Source organism: Achromobacter sp. NCFB-sbj8-Ac1-l, from assembly GCF_052695805.1.
Window position 1 is genome coordinate 5,271,225 of sequence record NZ_CP199812.1, and the last position, 14,775, is coordinate 5,285,999.

Consider the following 14,775-nt stretch of genomic DNA (forward strand, 5'->3'; position numbering starts at 1 on the left):
GGAGAAATCAGCCTGAAAGTGAGTTATGGTTCGAAAAAACCGAAGTGAATATCGCCATGCTCAATTACCGTCACCTGTATTACTTCTGGATGGTCGCCAAGGAAGGCGGCTTCTCCCGCGCCGCCGAACGCCTGGACATGGCCATCCAGACCATCAGCGCCCAGGTGCGCGAACTGGAAAAGAACCTGGGCCACCAGCTGCTGCGCCCCGCGGGCCGCGGCGTCGCCCTGACCGATGCCGGCCAGGCGGCCTTTGCCCGCGCCGAGGAAATCTTCCAGATCGGCCAGGAACTGCCGCAGGAAGTGCGCGCCGCCGCCACCAAGCCGGTCATCCGGCTGTCGGTGGGCCTGTCGGACGGCATTTCCAAGCTGGCCGCCCACGCGCTGCTGGGCCCCGTGCTGGATACCCCCGACCTGCGCCTGACCTGCCACGAAGGCGAGGTCGAAGAACTGCTGGGCGAACTGGCGCGCCATCATCTGGACCTGGTGCTGGCCGGCCAGGGCGCGCCGGCCAACCCCAACCTGCGCCTGACCAGCGACCGCCTGGTGTCATCGCCTGTGGACTGGTACGGCCCGGCCCGGTGGGTGCGCAAGGCCGACACGCAGGACTTCCCGCGCTGCCTGGAACGCCTGCCCGTGCTGCTGCCCACCGGCCATTCGGTGCTGCGCCAGACGCTGGACCGCTGGTTCAACGAACAGGGCCTGCGGCCCAATGTGGTCGGCGAATTTGAAGACAGCGCCCTGATGTCGGTGTTCGCGGCCCGGGGCCTCGGCGTATTTCCGCTCAGCCGGCTGGGCGGCGACGACGTGGGCCTGCTGCGCGGCCTGCGGCCGCTGGCGCGTTGCGACAGCGTGCACGAGGAAATCCACGGCATCCGCAACCGCCGGGGCCAGCATCACCCCCTGGTGCAGCAGATCCTGGCGCAGGCCAAGACTTCGGTTTTTTCTTAACGATTGTCACAAAGACGCTGGTTTTTCGGGAAGACAATCCGCTCTATCGTTGAGCTTCTTTTTTTGAATCCTCGGAGTACCACCGCAATGAAGAAAATCATCTGGCTCGCTTTCGCCGTGCTGGCCGCACTCTGGACCGGGCTGGTGGCGATCACGCTGCAGCTCGCGGACTGGGTGCTGGCCACGATCGCCACCGCGCAGGTGCCCGGCGCCGCGGCGCTGCAATCCACGCCCTGGCAGGCCCCGGCCTGGGCCGCGCCCTGGGCCGACGCCGGCCTCATCCAATCGCTGCAGGACAGCCTGGTCTGGCTGGTGGGCGCCCTGAACCAGGTGCTGCCGGCCGCCGGCAGCCTGGGCACCTGGATTGCCGTGCTGGGCTGGATCTTCTGGGGCTTCATCATGGCGGCCCTGCTGGTGCTGGCCCTGATCCTGCACTGGCTGGCGGGCAAACGGGTGCAAGCCGACGGCGCGGGGCGCCAAGTGGTGTAATAAGGCAGGCGACGCGGCATCCCGGCGCGCTGCCTCCCAGGAGCGTACCGTGCCGTCCCGACTTATCCGCGCCGCCAGCTTGCCCGCCGCCATCCTCATCACCGCGTTCGCGCCGGCCCACGCCAGCACGGGCGCCACGCCCTACGGCGTCGAGGTCTGCACGCTCACCGGCACGTCGGGGCAATACAGCGTGCGGGTGCGCAACACCGGCTCGGCGCCGCTGGCCCGCGCCGACGTCACCGGCGTCAAGCTCGACGCCGGCGGCCAGGCCCAGGGCAACATCAGCGTCAGCCTGACCGACATTCCCCCCGGCCGATACGAAACGGCCATCCTGGCGCGGCACGGCGAATCGGCCGCGCTGGTCAGCATCGCCACCTACCAATCCGTCAACGGCGTCGAAACCCGGCAGCAGGAGCTGTTCGCCGGCAAGGTCGCGCATGTCTCGCCCGGCTCCGCGCTGCAATACACGCTGGCGCCGCTGGCGGTGCGCGGCTGGACGGTGGCGTATGGCGGGCCCAACAGCCCCCGGCTGGACGCCGGCAGCGCCGTGCTGCTGGCCTACCCGGCGCGCAGCGGCAAGAAACTGGACACCCGCCCCGAAGCGGGTCGCACACCGACCGAAGTCGTGCCCTTGGCGCCCTGCCCCGCGCCGCGCGGCAAATAGCGCCAGGCGCAGCCGCCTTCGCCATGCGGGCGCCGATGCGTCCGCTTGACGGATGCCCTACGTACCGCTGAGCAGGTCGCGCTCGTTCAAGAGCGCATAGACGATCTCAGGCGTGTTGTCGAAGCCGCGCCGAATGGCGGCCGGGATCGACGCGCGCGTCTTGCGGCACAGGCCGGGCTGGGCGTCGAGCTGGATGGCGATGCCGCGCGAGGTGCGCACTTCGTGGTCGCTGGGGGTGATGCGCACCACGATGCCCAGCTGCGCCTCGATACGGCCCTGCATGGCGCGCAGGTCTTCCAGGCTGGAGATGTTTTCCAGCCTCGCCACCAACCGCTTTTCTTCTTCGCGGGTCAGCCGCAGCACGCGCACGTCCGCCGCTGGATCGGCCAGCAGCCGGTCGCGGTCGCACTCACAGGCGCCCGGCGGGCATTCTTGACGGATGGGAAACGGGAAGTTCATGGCGCACCGCAAGCTATCCGTTGATTCTACAAGGCATAATTCGCCGACACGAAAATCCGGGAGGCGGTATCTTGAAAACGTTCCTGCTCGCGGCTGCCCTGGCCACCGTCGGCGCCCCTGCCTGCGCACGGGATTTCCCCTACGCCATCAAGCCGGACTTGCCGGCCGTCGTGACGGTCACCGGCACCGATCGCCAGGCGGTCAGCGTGCGCGTGCGCGGTGGCGCCAGGCAGGACCTGGCCAGCCTGGACGATGACGCCATCGACCAGATCCAGACCCCGGACATCAACCACGACGGCTATCGCGACCTCGTCATCGGCCAAAGCGGCGGCAGCACCCAGGTCTATGCCCGCCTGTTCCTGTATCGGCCAAAAGACGGCACCTTCCAGGAAATTCCGCATCCGGCGCCCGACGCCAGCCCCTGCCATCAGTTCGTCAACCCGGTATTCGACGCCCAACGGGCCGCCTTCTCGGTGGGCTGCCGCTACGGCGCAGACAGCTATGGGTCCGAAGACTACGTGCTGCGCGCCGATGGCACGGCGCGTCCGGTGCGCTGGATGAGCCGCGCGCGGTTCGACCTGGAAGACGCCTCCTTCGACGTCAACACCCGTTTCGATGACCAGGGCGCGGTGGCGCGCATCCAGATCGACGGCGAAGGCTCGCCGCTGGACGGCGACAGCCGCGTGCCGGTCAGCCGGCTCGACCTGTACGACGCACCCGACGTCAAGGCGCCCGCCACGCAGACGGCCCAGGCCGGCGAGCCACTGGAAGTGGTGGCGCTGCGCCCGCAATGGTTGCAGGTGCGCTATCCCGCGGGCCAGGCGGACGCGCCCCTGAAATGGGTGCGCTACGCGGACCTGAAGATCGACAAATACGCCTACGTGCCGCAACAGCGCTTGCCCATGCGCGGGCTGGAACTGTCGGTACGCGGCCACCTGGGCACGCAGCTTTACGAGGCCGGCGGCCGCTTCACGCTGTACGTGGCGAACCTGGGCCCCGGCACGGCGACGCTGGCATCGCCGCGCGTCTGGCTGCTGTTCTCCGATGCACAAGGGCGCCGCACCTTGCAGCCCCTGTACCCGCGCCCCGCGGTCACACTGGGCGCGCCGGCGGCCGACTCGTATTCGTCCCAGGTCGAAGACCGCCCCGCTCCGCCCCCCGCGGCCGCCCCCCACCACGTGGCGCGCTGGGCCGACGACCCGGTCGTGTGGCGCGCCGGAGAAGACGGCAGGCAGCAGTACCAGGTCAGCGAAGGCAACGGCCAGTACGTGCCGTTCTTTCCCGACCTGGCGCCGGGCCGCTACCGCCTGGCCGTGGTACTGACCGACCCGGACCTGCCAGCGCCGGTCTATTCGAACGAGATCGAAGTCGACTACCCGTTCCCGAAGCGGCCCTCCTGACGTGCAACCAATGAAAACCTCTTTGACACGCGGCTTGTGGCGCGCCCTGGCCGCCGGGGTCGCGCTCGTGCTGATCGCGGCAGGCGCCCTGGTGGCCGCGGGCCTGCTGGCCGACGCCCCCGCCGCCGACGTCGCCGTCGTGCTGGGCAATACCGTCGACGCCAACGGCAAGCCCTCACCGCGCCTGGCGGCCCGGCTGGACCGCGCCTACGACTGCCATGCCGCCGCGCGCTGCAAGATCGTCTTCGTGAGCGGCGGCGTCGACCCGGATGGCCACGACGAAGCCGCCGTGATGCGCGATTACCTGATCGCACGCGGCGTGCCCGCCGAACACATCGTGGCGGACAGCCTGGGCAACGACAGCTGGGCCACGGCCCGCCATGCCAGCGCCTACCTGCGCGAGCACGGCTACACCAGCGCCCTGGCGGTGACGCAGTACTTCCATGTGCCGCGCACCATGCTGGCGCTCAAGCGCCAGGGCGTGGCGCAGGTGGGCGGCGCCTCGCCCCGGTTCTTCGAGGCCCGCGACCTGTATTCGATCCTGCGCGAGCTGCCGGCCTTGGCCTGGTACGCCGTGCGGCCGCTATAGTTTCGCTTTCCCCTTTCCCTTTTCCTGCGCAGGCAACCCCGTGCATATCTTCCACAACCCCGTCCACAGCAAACACGATGGCCGCCAGGAAATGTTCCGCGGCAAGCTGGTGCCCTGCCACGAAACGCCGGCACGGCTCGAATACGTGCTGGATGCGCTGCGCCAGCGCGGCATCGGCGCGTTGCAGGCCCCGTCGGCGGCCGACATGGACCTGGTCCGGCGCGTGCACAGCCCGCGCTACGTCGACTTCCTGCAACGCGCCTGGGCCGACTGGATCGCGCTGGACCCGGCCAACGCCGACCTGGACATCCTGCCGTCGGTGTGGCCGGTGCGCGGTTTTCGCCACGACATCGCGCCCACCAACTTCGCCGCCCGCGTCGGCCTGTTCTCGTTCGACAGCGGCAGCCCGCTCACCGCCGGCACCTGGGAAGCCGCCACCGCCGGCGCGGCCTGCGCCATCGATGCCGCGCGGGCCGTCTCGGCCACGGGCGGCCCCCGCGCGGCCATGGCGCTGACGCGTCCGCCCGGCCACCATGCCGGGGCGGATTTCTTTGGCGGCTACTGCTTCCTGAACAACGCGGCGCTGGCCGCGCAGGCGCTGCGCGATGCCGGCGCTGCGCGCGTGGCCGTGCTTGACGTCGACTATCACCACGGCAACGGCACGCAGAGCATTTTCTACGAACGCGGCGACGTGCTGACGGTCTCGGTGCATGGCGACCCCACCACCGAATATCCGTTCTTCCTGGGCTATGCCGATGAAACCGGCCAGGGCGACGGCGCCGGCTGCAACCTGAACCTGCCGCTGGCCGCCGGCACCGACTTCGCCACCTGGATGCAGGCGCTGGACCAGGGCATCGACGCCATTCGGCGCTTCAAAGCGGACGCGGTGGTCATCGCCCTGGGCGTGGACACCTACGCAGGCGATCCGATTTCCAAGTTCAAGCTGCAAAGCGCGGACTACGTCCAGGTCGGTGCGCGACTGGCGCAACTGGGCCTGCCGGCGGTGTTCACGATGGAAGGCGGCTATGCGGTCGCCGAGGTCGGCATCAACGTCGCCAACGTGCTGGAAGGCTACGCCGGCTGAGCCATCGCGCGCATCCGCTGCCACAGCGCATCGACGGCGGGGCGCGCGTCGCGACGGTCCTTGAACGCCAGGATCGCCACTTCGATATCCCAGGCCCGATTGGCCAGCGGCTGCAGGTCGGCCACCCCGCGCCGTTGCAACGCGCTGTCGGCCAACCAGGCCACGCCCAGGCCCTGGGCGGCCATGTCGCCCAGCACGTCCGACATCTCGGCTTCGAACAGCTTCACACCATGCAGCGGCTCGGGCCCGTTCTCAATCGCCGCATCGATCAGCCGCGCGAAATAGACGTTGGGCGAATACATCAGCAACGGTGCCGGCCGCGCAAGGGTGCCCGGGAAATCCAGGCCATCGCGCGCCAACAGCGCCCGCGACGCGTAGGGGCGAATCAACTCCGTGCCCAAGGTCAGGCTCTCGTAGCGCGCCAGATCCAGCGGCAAGGGCTGCGCCACCTGGTGAAAGCAGATCAGCAGGTCGGCCGTGCCCGACGTGAAGGCCGACACGGTGTCGTGCACATTGCCCGTCTGCAGGCTGCAACTGAGCTGCTGCCCCGCGCTCCATTTGCGCCACCACCCCGGCAGGTGCGTGGTCGCCAACGCGTATGACGTTGCCAGGCGTAACTGGTTGCGCGCCGGCACGGCGGCAATGCCGGCCCTGGCTTCGGCCAGCTGATTGACCAGTTCGATGGCCGAGACGAGAAAGCGCTCGCCCGCTTCGGTCAGCTGGGTGGGAAACGCGGACCGGTCGATCAGGCGCGCCCCGGCCCAATTCTCAAGGCTCTGTATGCGGCGGCTGAAAGCGGCCTGCGACAGATTGCGGGTTTCGGCCGCGCGGGTGAAATTGCGCAGCTCCGACAAGGTGATGAAGTCCTGCAGCCACCGGGTATCCATACTGCTCCTCGCGTGATTCGCACAGGCCATGCGTGCCGCGCATCGCCCATGCGTACTTCGCATTGGACGCCGGCTCCGCCGCGCCAGACACTGCGCCTGACGGTTCCGCATTGGAACCTGCCTACCGCCGGAGTATCAACATGGATCAAACCCTGCGCGCCGCAGCCCGCGAATACCTCATTCGCTACGGCGGCGACACCTTCCCGAACCTGTTCAGGTCGGCCAAGGGCACGATCGTGCGCGACGACACCGGACGTGAAATCCTGGATTTCACTTCCGGCCAGATGTGCGCGACCATCGGCCACAATCACCCCGCCATCGTCGAAGCCGTACACCGCGCGGGCGAGACGGCTTTCCACTTCTTCAGCGGGATGATCCCGGAAGTGGTGGCGCAACTGGCCCAGACCGTGGCGCGCGACTGGATGCCGACCGGCCTGACCAAATCGATCTTCGTGAACACCGGTTCGGAGAGCAACGAAATCGCGCTGCGCATGGCCAAGATGCACAAAAGCGGCTTCGAGATCGTGGCCGTCGGCGGCTCCTGGCATGGCGTCACCAGCGGTGCGGGATCGGTCTCGTATGCCAGCGACCGCAAGGGCTACGGCGTGCCTCCGGCCGGCGTGTTCGTCATGCCCGAGCCCAATGCCTACCGACCCTACATCGCCGGACTGGATGGCGAGCAATCCGCCCTGGCCTGCCTGGAAATCGGCCTGAAAATGTTCGACATGGCATCCGCCGGCAGGCCCGCGGCCATCATCGTCGAACCGGTGATCAGTGCAGGCGGCGTGCTGGTGCCGCCCAAGTCGTACATGCAGGCCTTGCGCCGTGCCGCCGACGAGCGCGGCATGCTGCTGATCTTCGACGAGGCCCAGACCGCCTTCGGCCGCATCGGCAGCCGCACCGGCGCCGACCACTTCGACGTCACGCCCGACATCATCAGCGTATCCAAGACCCTGGGCTGCGGCCTGCCACTGGCCGCCACCATCACCACGCCGGCCATCGAACAGGACGTGCATGAAAAGGGTTTCACCTTCTACACCAGCCATGTGTCGGACCCCCTGCCCGCCACCGTCGGCCTGGCCGTGCTGGACACCCTGCAACGCGAACACCTGATCGAGCGTGCCCGCAAGCAGGGCGATTACCTGCGCCGCGGCCTGCTGGAACTGCAGCAACGCCATGAGGCCATCGGCGACGTGCGCGGCCTGGGCCTGCTGCTGGGCGTGGAACTGGTGCGCGATCGAGCCACCCGCGAGCCGTACCACGAATTGGGCGCCCTCACGACGCAGCGCTGCTTCGAGCTGGGCCTGTCGATGAACATCCGCCGCCGCCCCGAACGCGGAGCGGTCTGGCGCATTGCGCCGCCACTGACCGTCAGCAACGGCGAGATCGATCGTGCCATTTCGATCCTGGACCAGGCCCTGACCGAAAGCCTGGACAAGATCGCCACCACCCGCGCGCTGGCCGCGTAACCCCCTCATGGCGCCGGGCCGGGCCCGGCCGGAGAAGCAATGTCGATGTTCCACACTGTGTTCCGAACGACGGCCGGCGCCCTGGCGCTGGCCGCCACCAGCCTGGCCTATGCCGGCCCCACCCTGGACGCCGTCAAGAAGCGCGGCTACGTGCAATGCGGCGTCTCGACCGGCATCCAGGGCTTTTCCGCGCCCGACAGCAAGGGCGACTGGCAAGGCCTGGACGTGGACCTGTGCCGCGCCATCGCGGCCACCGTCTTCAACGATGCCAGCAAGTTCCGCCTGGCGCCGTTGACCACCCAGGCCCGCTTCACGGCCCTGCAATCCGGCGAGGTGGACGTGCTGACCCGCAACGTCACGCCGACCCTGGCACGCGACACCACCCTGGGCCTGCTCAGCGTGGCCGTGAACTACTACGACGCCCAGGGGGTGATGGTGCCCGCCAGGCTCGGCGTCAAGACCCTGAAGGAACTGGACGGCGCCACCTTCTGCGTGCAGCCCGGCACGGTGACCGAGCTGGCCCTGGCCGACTGGTTCCGCGGCAACAACCTGCACTTCAAGCCCGTGGTGATCGACAAGTACGACGAAATCGTGCGGGCCTTTTCCGCGGGCCGCTGCGATGCGTTCACGTCCGACAAATCACAGCTGGCCGCTTCGCGCACCACCCTGGAGCATCCCGAGCGCTACGTGATCATGGATGAGAACATCACCAAGAGTCCGCTCGGCCCCATGGTGCGCCAGGGCGACGAAAGCTGGCTGAACGTGGTCCGGTGGACCTTCTACGCCACGCTGGAAGCGGAAGAATTCGGCCTGACCTCGGCCAATGTGGACAGCCAGTTGCAAAGCGCCAACCCCAATGTGCAGCGCATCCTGGGCGTCACGCCCGGCATGGGCCGCAACCTGGGCGTGGACGACAAGTGGGCGTACTCGGTGATCAAGCAGGTGGGCAACTACGGCGAAAGCTACGAGCGCAACCTGGGCATGGCCAGCGCCATGAAACTGCCGCGCGCGCTCAATGCACAGTGGCGCGATGGCGGGCTGATGTACGGCTGGCCGGTGCGTTGACGCGGGGCGGGCAGTCGTCGCAACCGGATCAGTCACGCGTTTCCAGCGCTTTGTTGATGCGCAGCGCCAGCAGCGTGCAGGCCGTGCCGGACAGCAGATAGATGCTGACCGCCACCAGCCCGAAGCGCGCCGACAGCCCCAGCGCCACCAGCGGCGCGAAGGCCGCGCCGATCAGCCAGGCCATGTCGGTGGTGAGCGCGGCGCCGGTGTAGCGGAAACGCTTGCTGAAGTTGGCCGTGACGGTGCCGGACGCCTGGCCGTACGACAGGCCCAACAGCGCGAAACCGATCAGGATGAAGGCATCCTGCGCCGTGGGGCTGCCGCCCAGCAGCCAGGGCGTGAACAGCGCGAACACGCCGATCAGGCCGGCCAGGAGGCCCAGCGTGGTGCGCCGGCCGATGCGGTCGGCGATCAGGCCCGAAGCGATGGTGCCCAGGATGCCAACGAACGCACCGATGATCTGCACGATCAGGACGTCGGATATCTGCTGCGTGGCGCTGACCGCAATCCAGGACAGCGGGAACACGGTCACCAGGTGGAACAGCGCATAGCTGGCCAGCGCCGCGAACGCTCCCAGGAACAGGTTGTAGCCCTGCTCGCGGACCATCTGCGTGGTGCCGATGGGTTCGAGTTCGCCTTCTTCGAGCAGTTGGGTGTATTCCTCGGTCAGCACCAGCCGCAGCCGCGCGAACAGCGCCACCACGTTGATGGCGAAGGCCACGAAGAACGGGTAGCGCCAGCCCCAGTCGAGGAAATCGGCTTCGGTCAGCGTGACGTGCAGGTACAGGAACAGCGCGCTGGCAATCATGAAGCCGATAGGCGCGCCCAGCTGCCCCAGCATCGCATACCAGCCGCGGCGGTTGGGCGGCGCGTTCAGCGCCAAGAGCGACGGCAGGCCGTCCCACGAACCGCCGAAGGCCAGGCCCTGCAGGCAACGGAACACGGCCAGCAGCACGATCGCATGCGCACCGATGACGTTGTAGCCGGGCAGGAATGCCATGCCCACCGTGGCGGTGCCGAGCAGGAACAGCGCGGTGGTGAGCTTGGTGCCGCGGCCCCAGCGCCGCTGGATGGCCATCGACAGCGCCGTGCCGATGGGCCGCGCGATGAAAGCGAACGAGAAGATGACGAAGGCCCACAGCGTGCCTTCCAGCTGCGGCTCGAACGGGAAGAAGACGCGCGGAAACACCAGCACGCAGGCGATGCCGAACACGAAGAAGTCGAAGTATTCGGACGCCCGTCCGATGACGACGCCGACGGCGATCTCGCCAGGCGCCACCTTGGCGTGGCTGGGCGCGGCGCCCGCCGAACCCGGAAGGGGCAAGGGGGAGACGTGGCCGGGAACCTGCGTGGTGGTCGCCATGTGATTGCTCGCTGAAAGGAAGTTAAGACGCCTTGTCTACGCTTTTGCAATACACCGGTATGCACGGGCGCCAATGGCTTTGCGGGCCGCAGCCCGACAGTGCCCGGCCCCGCCCCGCACGCCTTGGACGTGCATACTTTTGCTCTTTTTACCCTAGATTTTTCGCGGCTTCCAGCGTAGTGTTGCGTTTACCTCCCACGGTTACGTTTCGAGGTATGGCCATGCCGTCTTTCCCCAGGCTTAGCGGTTTGATCCTGTTTGCCGCCCTGCCATTGCTCGCAGGATGCAATGCAGTATTGCTCTCGCCATCCGGCGACGTGGCGGTGCAGCAGCGCAACCTCATCATCATCTCCACGGGCCTGATGCTGCTGATCATCGTGCCGGTGATCTTCCTGACCTTCCTGTTCGCATGGCGCTACCGCGCCAGCAACCGCGAGGCCCACTACGATCCCGACTGGAACCACTCCACCATGCTGGAGCTGCTGATCTGGGCCGCGCCGCTCCTGATCATCATCGCGCTGGGCGCCCTGACCTGGGTCAGCACCCACCAGCTGGATCCTTACCGGCCGCTGGCGCGCCTGTCCGAAGGCCGCGAGGTGCCGGCCGGCACCAAGCCGCTGGTGGTCGAAGTGGTGGCGCTGGACTGGAAATGGCTGTTCCTGTACCCCGAACAGGGCATCGCCACCGTCAACGAAATGGCCGCCCCCGTCGACCGCCCGATCCAGTTCAAGATCACCTCGTCGACGGTCATGAATTCGTTCTTCGTGCCCGCGCTGGCCGGCCAGATCTACGCCATGCCTGGCATGCAGACCACGCTGCACGCGGTCATCAACCATCCCGGCGACTACGAAGGCCTGTCGGCCAACTACAGCGGCGCGGGCTTCTCGGGCATGCGCTTTCGCTTCCATGGCATGGACACGCAGGGCTTCGAAAAATGGATCGCCGACGCACGCGCCTCGGGCAATGCGCTCAGCCGCGAAACCTACCTGAAGCTAGAGCAACCCAGCGAACGCAACCCGGTGCAGCGCTATGCCAGCGTGGCGCCCGGCCTGTTCGACGCCATCGTCAATCGCTGCGTGGAACCCAACCGCATGTGCATGAAAGACGCCATGGCGATCGACGCGGGCGGCGGCATGGGCATTCCCGGCGCGCACAACATCGCCAGCCTGGATGCCGCCACGCGCGAACGCCTGGGCCTGACCGACACCCCGCCGCGCAAGTACGTGGGCGCCATGTGCACGTCGGCCGCCGAATTGACGATGTAGGGCCGGCCCGGCGCACCGGTCCGGCAGCATGAAATCAAGGTCTTCACCCTGGAACCGAGATGACTGATCAACCAGACCTCACCAAGCTGATCTTCGGTCGCCTGACCTGGGATGCCATTCCCTTTCACGAGCCCATCCTGCTGGTCACCTTCCTGATGGTGGCCGTGGGCGGGGTGGTGGTGCTGGGCGCCATCACCTACTACAGGAAGTGGGGCTACCTGTGGCACGAATGGTTCACCAGCATCGACCACAAGAAGATCGGCATCATGTACATGATCCTGGGCATCGTGATGCTGCTGCGCGGCTTTGCCGACGCCATCATGATGCGGTTGCAGCAGGCCGTGGCCTTCGGCGATTCGACCGGCTACCTGCCGCCGCACCACTATGACCAGATCTTCACCGCGCACGGCGTGATCATGATCTTCTTCGTGGCCATGCCGCTGGTCACGGGGCTGATGAACTACGTGGTGCCGCTGCAGATCGGTGCGCGCGACGTGGCCTTCCCGTTCCTGAACAACTTCAGCTTCTGGATGACCACCGGCGGCGTCGTGCTGGTGATGATGTCGCTGTTCGTCGGTGAATTCGCCCGCACCGGCTGGCTGGCGTATCCGCCTTTGTCAGGCATCGCGCAAAGTCCGGACGTCGGGGTCGATTACTACATATGGGCGTTGCAGATCGCGGGGGTAGGCACATTATTGTCAGGGGTGAACCTGCTGGTCACCATCGTCAAGATGCGCGCGCCAGGCATGTCGCTGATGCGCATGCCCATCTTCAGCTGGACCGCGCTGTGCACCAACGTGCTGATCGTGGCGGCCTTCCCGGTACTGACCGCGGTGCTGGCGCTGCTGTCGATGGACCGCTACGTGGGCACCAACTTCTTCACGGCGGACTTCGGCGGCAACGCCATGATGTACGTGAACCTGATCTGGATCTGGGGCCACCCCGAGGTCTACATCCTGATCCTGCCGGCCTTCGGCATTTTCTCGGAAGTCGTGGCCACCTTCTGCAGCAAGCGCCTGTTCGGCTATGCGTCGATGGTGTACGCCACGGTCGTGATCACGGTGCTGTCGTACCTGGTGTGGCTGCATCACTTCTTCACCATGGGGTCCGGGGCCAGCGTGAACTCGTTCTTCGGGATCACGACGATGATCATCTCGATCCCCACGGGGGCCAAGATCTTCAACTGGCTGTTCACGATGTACCGCGGCCGCATCCGCTTCGAAGTGCCGATGCTCTGGACCATGGGCTTCATGGTGACCTTCGTGATCGGCGGCATGACCGGCGTGCTGCTGGCGGTGCCGCCGGCCGACTTCGCGCTGCACAACAGCCTGTTCCTGATCGCGCACTTTCACAACGTCATCATCGGCGGCGTGCTGTTCGGCCTGATGGCCGGCATCACCTACTGGTTCCCCAAGGCCTTCGGCTACAAGCTGGATCCGTTCTGGGGCAAGTGTTCGTTCTGGTTCTGGCTGGTGGGCTTTTACTTCGCCTTCATGCCGCTGTACGTGCTGGGGTTGATGGGCGTGACCCGCCGCGTCAATCACTTCGAGGACATGTCGCTGCAGATCTGGTTCCAGGTGGCCGCATTCGGCGCCTTCCTGATCGCCATCGGCATTGCCTGCTTCCTGATCCAGCTGGTGGTCAGCTACCGCCGCCGCGAATCGTTGCGCGACCTGACCGGCGACCCCTGGAACGGCCGCACGCTGGAATGGTCGACGTCGTCGCCGCCGCCCAACTACAACTTCGCCTTCACGCCGCGCGTGCATGACCAGGACGCGTGGTGGCAGATGAAGCAGCACGGCTACCAGCGCCCGCAGACCGGCTTCATTCCCATCCACATGCCCAAGAACACCTGGGCGGGCATCGTGCTGGCGGGCATCAGCGTGGTGATGGGCTTTGCGCTGATCTGGCACATGTGGCCGCTGGCGGTGCTGTCGTTCGCCGCGCTGGTCGTCGTGTCCATCGTCCATACCTTCAACTACAAGCGCGAGTACTACGTGCCGGCCGACGAGGTCGTGCGCACGGAGGACGCCCGCACCCACTTGTTGGCGAAACATGTCTGATACCCTGGCCCCCACCCTGCCCGGCGGCGCCACGCCGCCCCCGGAGCCCGTTTTCCACGTGCCCGGCGAACATCACCCGAAGAACGGCACCCTGCTGGGCTTCTGGGTCTACCTGATGAGCGACTGCCTCATCTTCGCCTGCCTGTTCGCCACCTATGGCGTGCTGGGGCGCAACTACGCGGCCGGGCCGTCCGGCGCCGACCTGTTCGACCTGCCGCTGGTGGCCGTGAACACGTCGCTGCTGCTGCTGTCGTCCATCACCTACGGTTTTGCCATGCTGGAGATGCGGCGCAACCGGGTGGGCGCCACGCAGGGCTGGCTGGCGGTCACCGGCATCCTGGGGCTGGGCTTCCTGTGCCTGGAACTGTATGAGTTCGCGCACCTGATCCACATCGGTGCGGGTCCGCAGCGCAGCGCGTTCCTGTCGTCGTTCTTCACCCTGGTGGGCACGCACGGGCTGCACGTCACGTTCGGCATCGTCTGGCTGGTGACCATGATGGTGCAGGTCCGCATGCATGGCCTGATCCCCGAAAACCGCCGCCGGCTGATGTGCCTGTCGATGTTCTGGCACTTCCTGGACCTGATCTGGGTCGGCGTGTTCACCTTTGTCTACCTGATGGGAGTGCTGCCATGACCGCCCATGCCGACCACGCTGGCCACGGCGGCCACGACCACCACGACGACGACGAAGGCGCCGCCCACGGCACCCTGAAAAGCTACGTCACCGGCTTCGTGCTGGCGGCCATCCTGACGGCGATTCCATTCTGGCTGGTGATGGGCCGCGTGTTCGACAGTTCGCGCACCACCGCGCTGATCATCCTGGCGTTCGCGGCGGTGCAGATCGTGGTGCACATCGTGTACTTCCTGCACATGGACGCCAAGTCCGAAAGCGGCTGGAACATGTTGGCGTTAATATTCACCCTGGTGCTGGTCGTGATTACGCTCAGCGGATCCATCTGGATCATGTATCACTTGAACTCCAACATGATGCCCATGTCCGTCCACGACATGCGGAATATGCCCTGATG

General features: G+C 66.8%; 15 protein-coding genes. 12 read left to right on the forward strand and 3 right to left on the reverse strand.

The window, feature by feature from the left end; genetic code table 11:
• Window positions 1–56: 56 nt before the first annotated feature.
• The 3 genes from ACUDP5_RS24255 (at window position 57) to ACUDP5_RS24265 (ending at window position 2,103) form a co-directional block, all read left to right on the forward strand.
• Window positions 57–950, forward strand: coding sequence for a LysR family transcriptional regulator (locus ACUDP5_RS24255; protein WP_263910097.1), 894 nt, complete (start codon window positions 57–59; stop codon window positions 948–950).
• A gap of 87 nt (window positions 951–1,037) precedes the next feature.
• A complete protein-coding gene (locus tag ACUDP5_RS24260) occupies window positions 1,038–1,439 on the forward strand; it encodes a hypothetical protein (RefSeq protein WP_445657391.1) in 402 nt (133 codons plus the stop codon).
• Window positions 1,440–1,488: 49 nt separating this feature from the next.
• Window positions 1,489–2,103 carry a hypothetical protein gene (locus ACUDP5_RS24265; protein WP_263910095.1) on the forward strand — a complete coding sequence of 205 codons (615 nt, stop codon included), beginning with the start codon at window positions 1,489–1,491 and terminating at the stop codon, window positions 2,101–2,103.
• Between the two features lie 57 nt (window positions 2,104–2,160).
• On the opposite strand, the gene ACUDP5_RS24270 is transcribed toward ACUDP5_RS24265, so the two are convergent.
• The gene (locus tag ACUDP5_RS24270) at window positions 2,161–2,562 is read right to left on the reverse strand and encodes a hypothetical protein (protein WP_445657392.1); all 402 of its coding nucleotides are present in this window, start codon (window positions 2,560–2,562) and stop codon (window positions 2,161–2,163) included.
• A 71-nt stretch (window positions 2,563–2,633) separates the two neighbouring features.
• Between ACUDP5_RS24270 and ACUDP5_RS24275 the strand changes: the two genes are divergently transcribed.
• From ACUDP5_RS24275 to ACUDP5_RS24285, 3 genes are read left to right on the forward strand one after another with little or no spacing between them, the layout of a single operon-like run.
• Window positions 2,634–3,962, forward strand: a complete 1,329-nt coding sequence (locus ACUDP5_RS24275) for an XAC2610-related protein (protein ID WP_445657393.1) — start codon at window positions 2,634–2,636, stop codon at window positions 3,960–3,962.
• Window positions 3,963–3,972: 10 nt separating this feature from the next.
• The gene (locus ACUDP5_RS24280; protein ID WP_263910092.1) at window positions 3,973–4,551 is read left to right on the forward strand and encodes a YdcF family protein; all 579 of its coding nucleotides are present in this window, start codon (window positions 3,973–3,975) and stop codon (window positions 4,549–4,551) included.
• Window positions 4,552–4,591: 40 nt separating this feature from the next.
• Window positions 4,592–5,635: a histone deacetylase family protein gene (locus ACUDP5_RS24285; protein ID WP_445657394.1), complete on the forward strand. Its 1,044-nt coding sequence runs from the start codon at window positions 4,592–4,594 to the stop codon at window positions 5,633–5,635.
• Here the strand turns inward: ACUDP5_RS24285 and ACUDP5_RS24290 are convergent.
• On the reverse strand, window positions 5,623–6,522 hold the full coding sequence (locus ACUDP5_RS24290) for a LysR family transcriptional regulator (protein ID WP_263910091.1): 900 nt from the start codon (window positions 6,520–6,522) through the stop codon (window positions 5,623–5,625). The two genes, ACUDP5_RS24285 and ACUDP5_RS24290, sit on opposite strands and share 13 nt — an antisense overlap.
• Before the next feature lie 140 nt (window positions 6,523–6,662).
• On the opposite strand from ACUDP5_RS24290, the gene ACUDP5_RS24295 reads away from it, so the two are divergent.
• Complete coding sequence (locus ACUDP5_RS24295; protein WP_445657395.1) at window positions 6,663–7,991, forward strand: aspartate aminotransferase family protein; 1,329 nt, start codon at window positions 6,663–6,665, stop codon at window positions 7,989–7,991.
• A 45-nt stretch (window positions 7,992–8,036) separates the two neighbouring features.
• The gene (locus ACUDP5_RS24300; RefSeq protein ID WP_263910251.1) at window positions 8,037–9,056 is read left to right on the forward strand and encodes an amino acid ABC transporter substrate-binding protein; all 1,020 of its coding nucleotides are present in this window, start codon (window positions 8,037–8,039) and stop codon (window positions 9,054–9,056) included.
• Between the two features lie 28 nt (window positions 9,057–9,084).
• On the opposite strand, the gene ACUDP5_RS24305 is transcribed toward ACUDP5_RS24300, so the two are convergent.
• Window positions 9,085–10,419: an MFS transporter gene (locus ACUDP5_RS24305; RefSeq protein WP_263910089.1), complete on the reverse strand. Its 1,335-nt coding sequence runs from the start codon at window positions 10,417–10,419 to the stop codon at window positions 9,085–9,087.
• 221 nt (window positions 10,420–10,640) lie between these two features.
• Here ACUDP5_RS24305 and cyoA point away from each other — a divergent pair, with 221 nt between their 5' ends.
• From cyoA to cyoD, 4 genes are read left to right on the forward strand one after another with little or no spacing between them, the layout of a single operon-like run.
• Window positions 10,641–11,684: a ubiquinol oxidase subunit II gene (cyoA, locus tag ACUDP5_RS24310; protein WP_263910088.1), complete on the forward strand. Its 1,044-nt coding sequence runs from the start codon at window positions 10,641–10,643 to the stop codon at window positions 11,682–11,684.
• Window positions 11,685–11,743: 59 nt separating this feature from the next.
• Complete coding sequence (cyoB, locus tag ACUDP5_RS24315; protein WP_445657396.1) at window positions 11,744–13,747, forward strand: cytochrome o ubiquinol oxidase subunit I; 2,004 nt, start codon at window positions 11,744–11,746, stop codon at window positions 13,745–13,747.
• Entirely contained in the window at window positions 13,740–14,381 is a 642-nt protein-coding gene (cyoC, locus tag ACUDP5_RS24320; protein ID WP_175191214.1) for a cytochrome o ubiquinol oxidase subunit III, read from the forward strand. The genes cyoB and cyoC overlap by 8 nt, the downstream gene beginning before the upstream one ends.
• Window positions 14,378–14,773: a cytochrome o ubiquinol oxidase subunit IV gene (gene cyoD / locus ACUDP5_RS24325; protein WP_445657397.1), complete on the forward strand. Its 396-nt coding sequence runs from the start codon at window positions 14,378–14,380 to the stop codon at window positions 14,771–14,773. The genes cyoC and cyoD overlap by 4 nt, the downstream gene beginning before the upstream one ends.
• Window positions 14,774–14,775 lie beyond the last annotated feature (2 nt).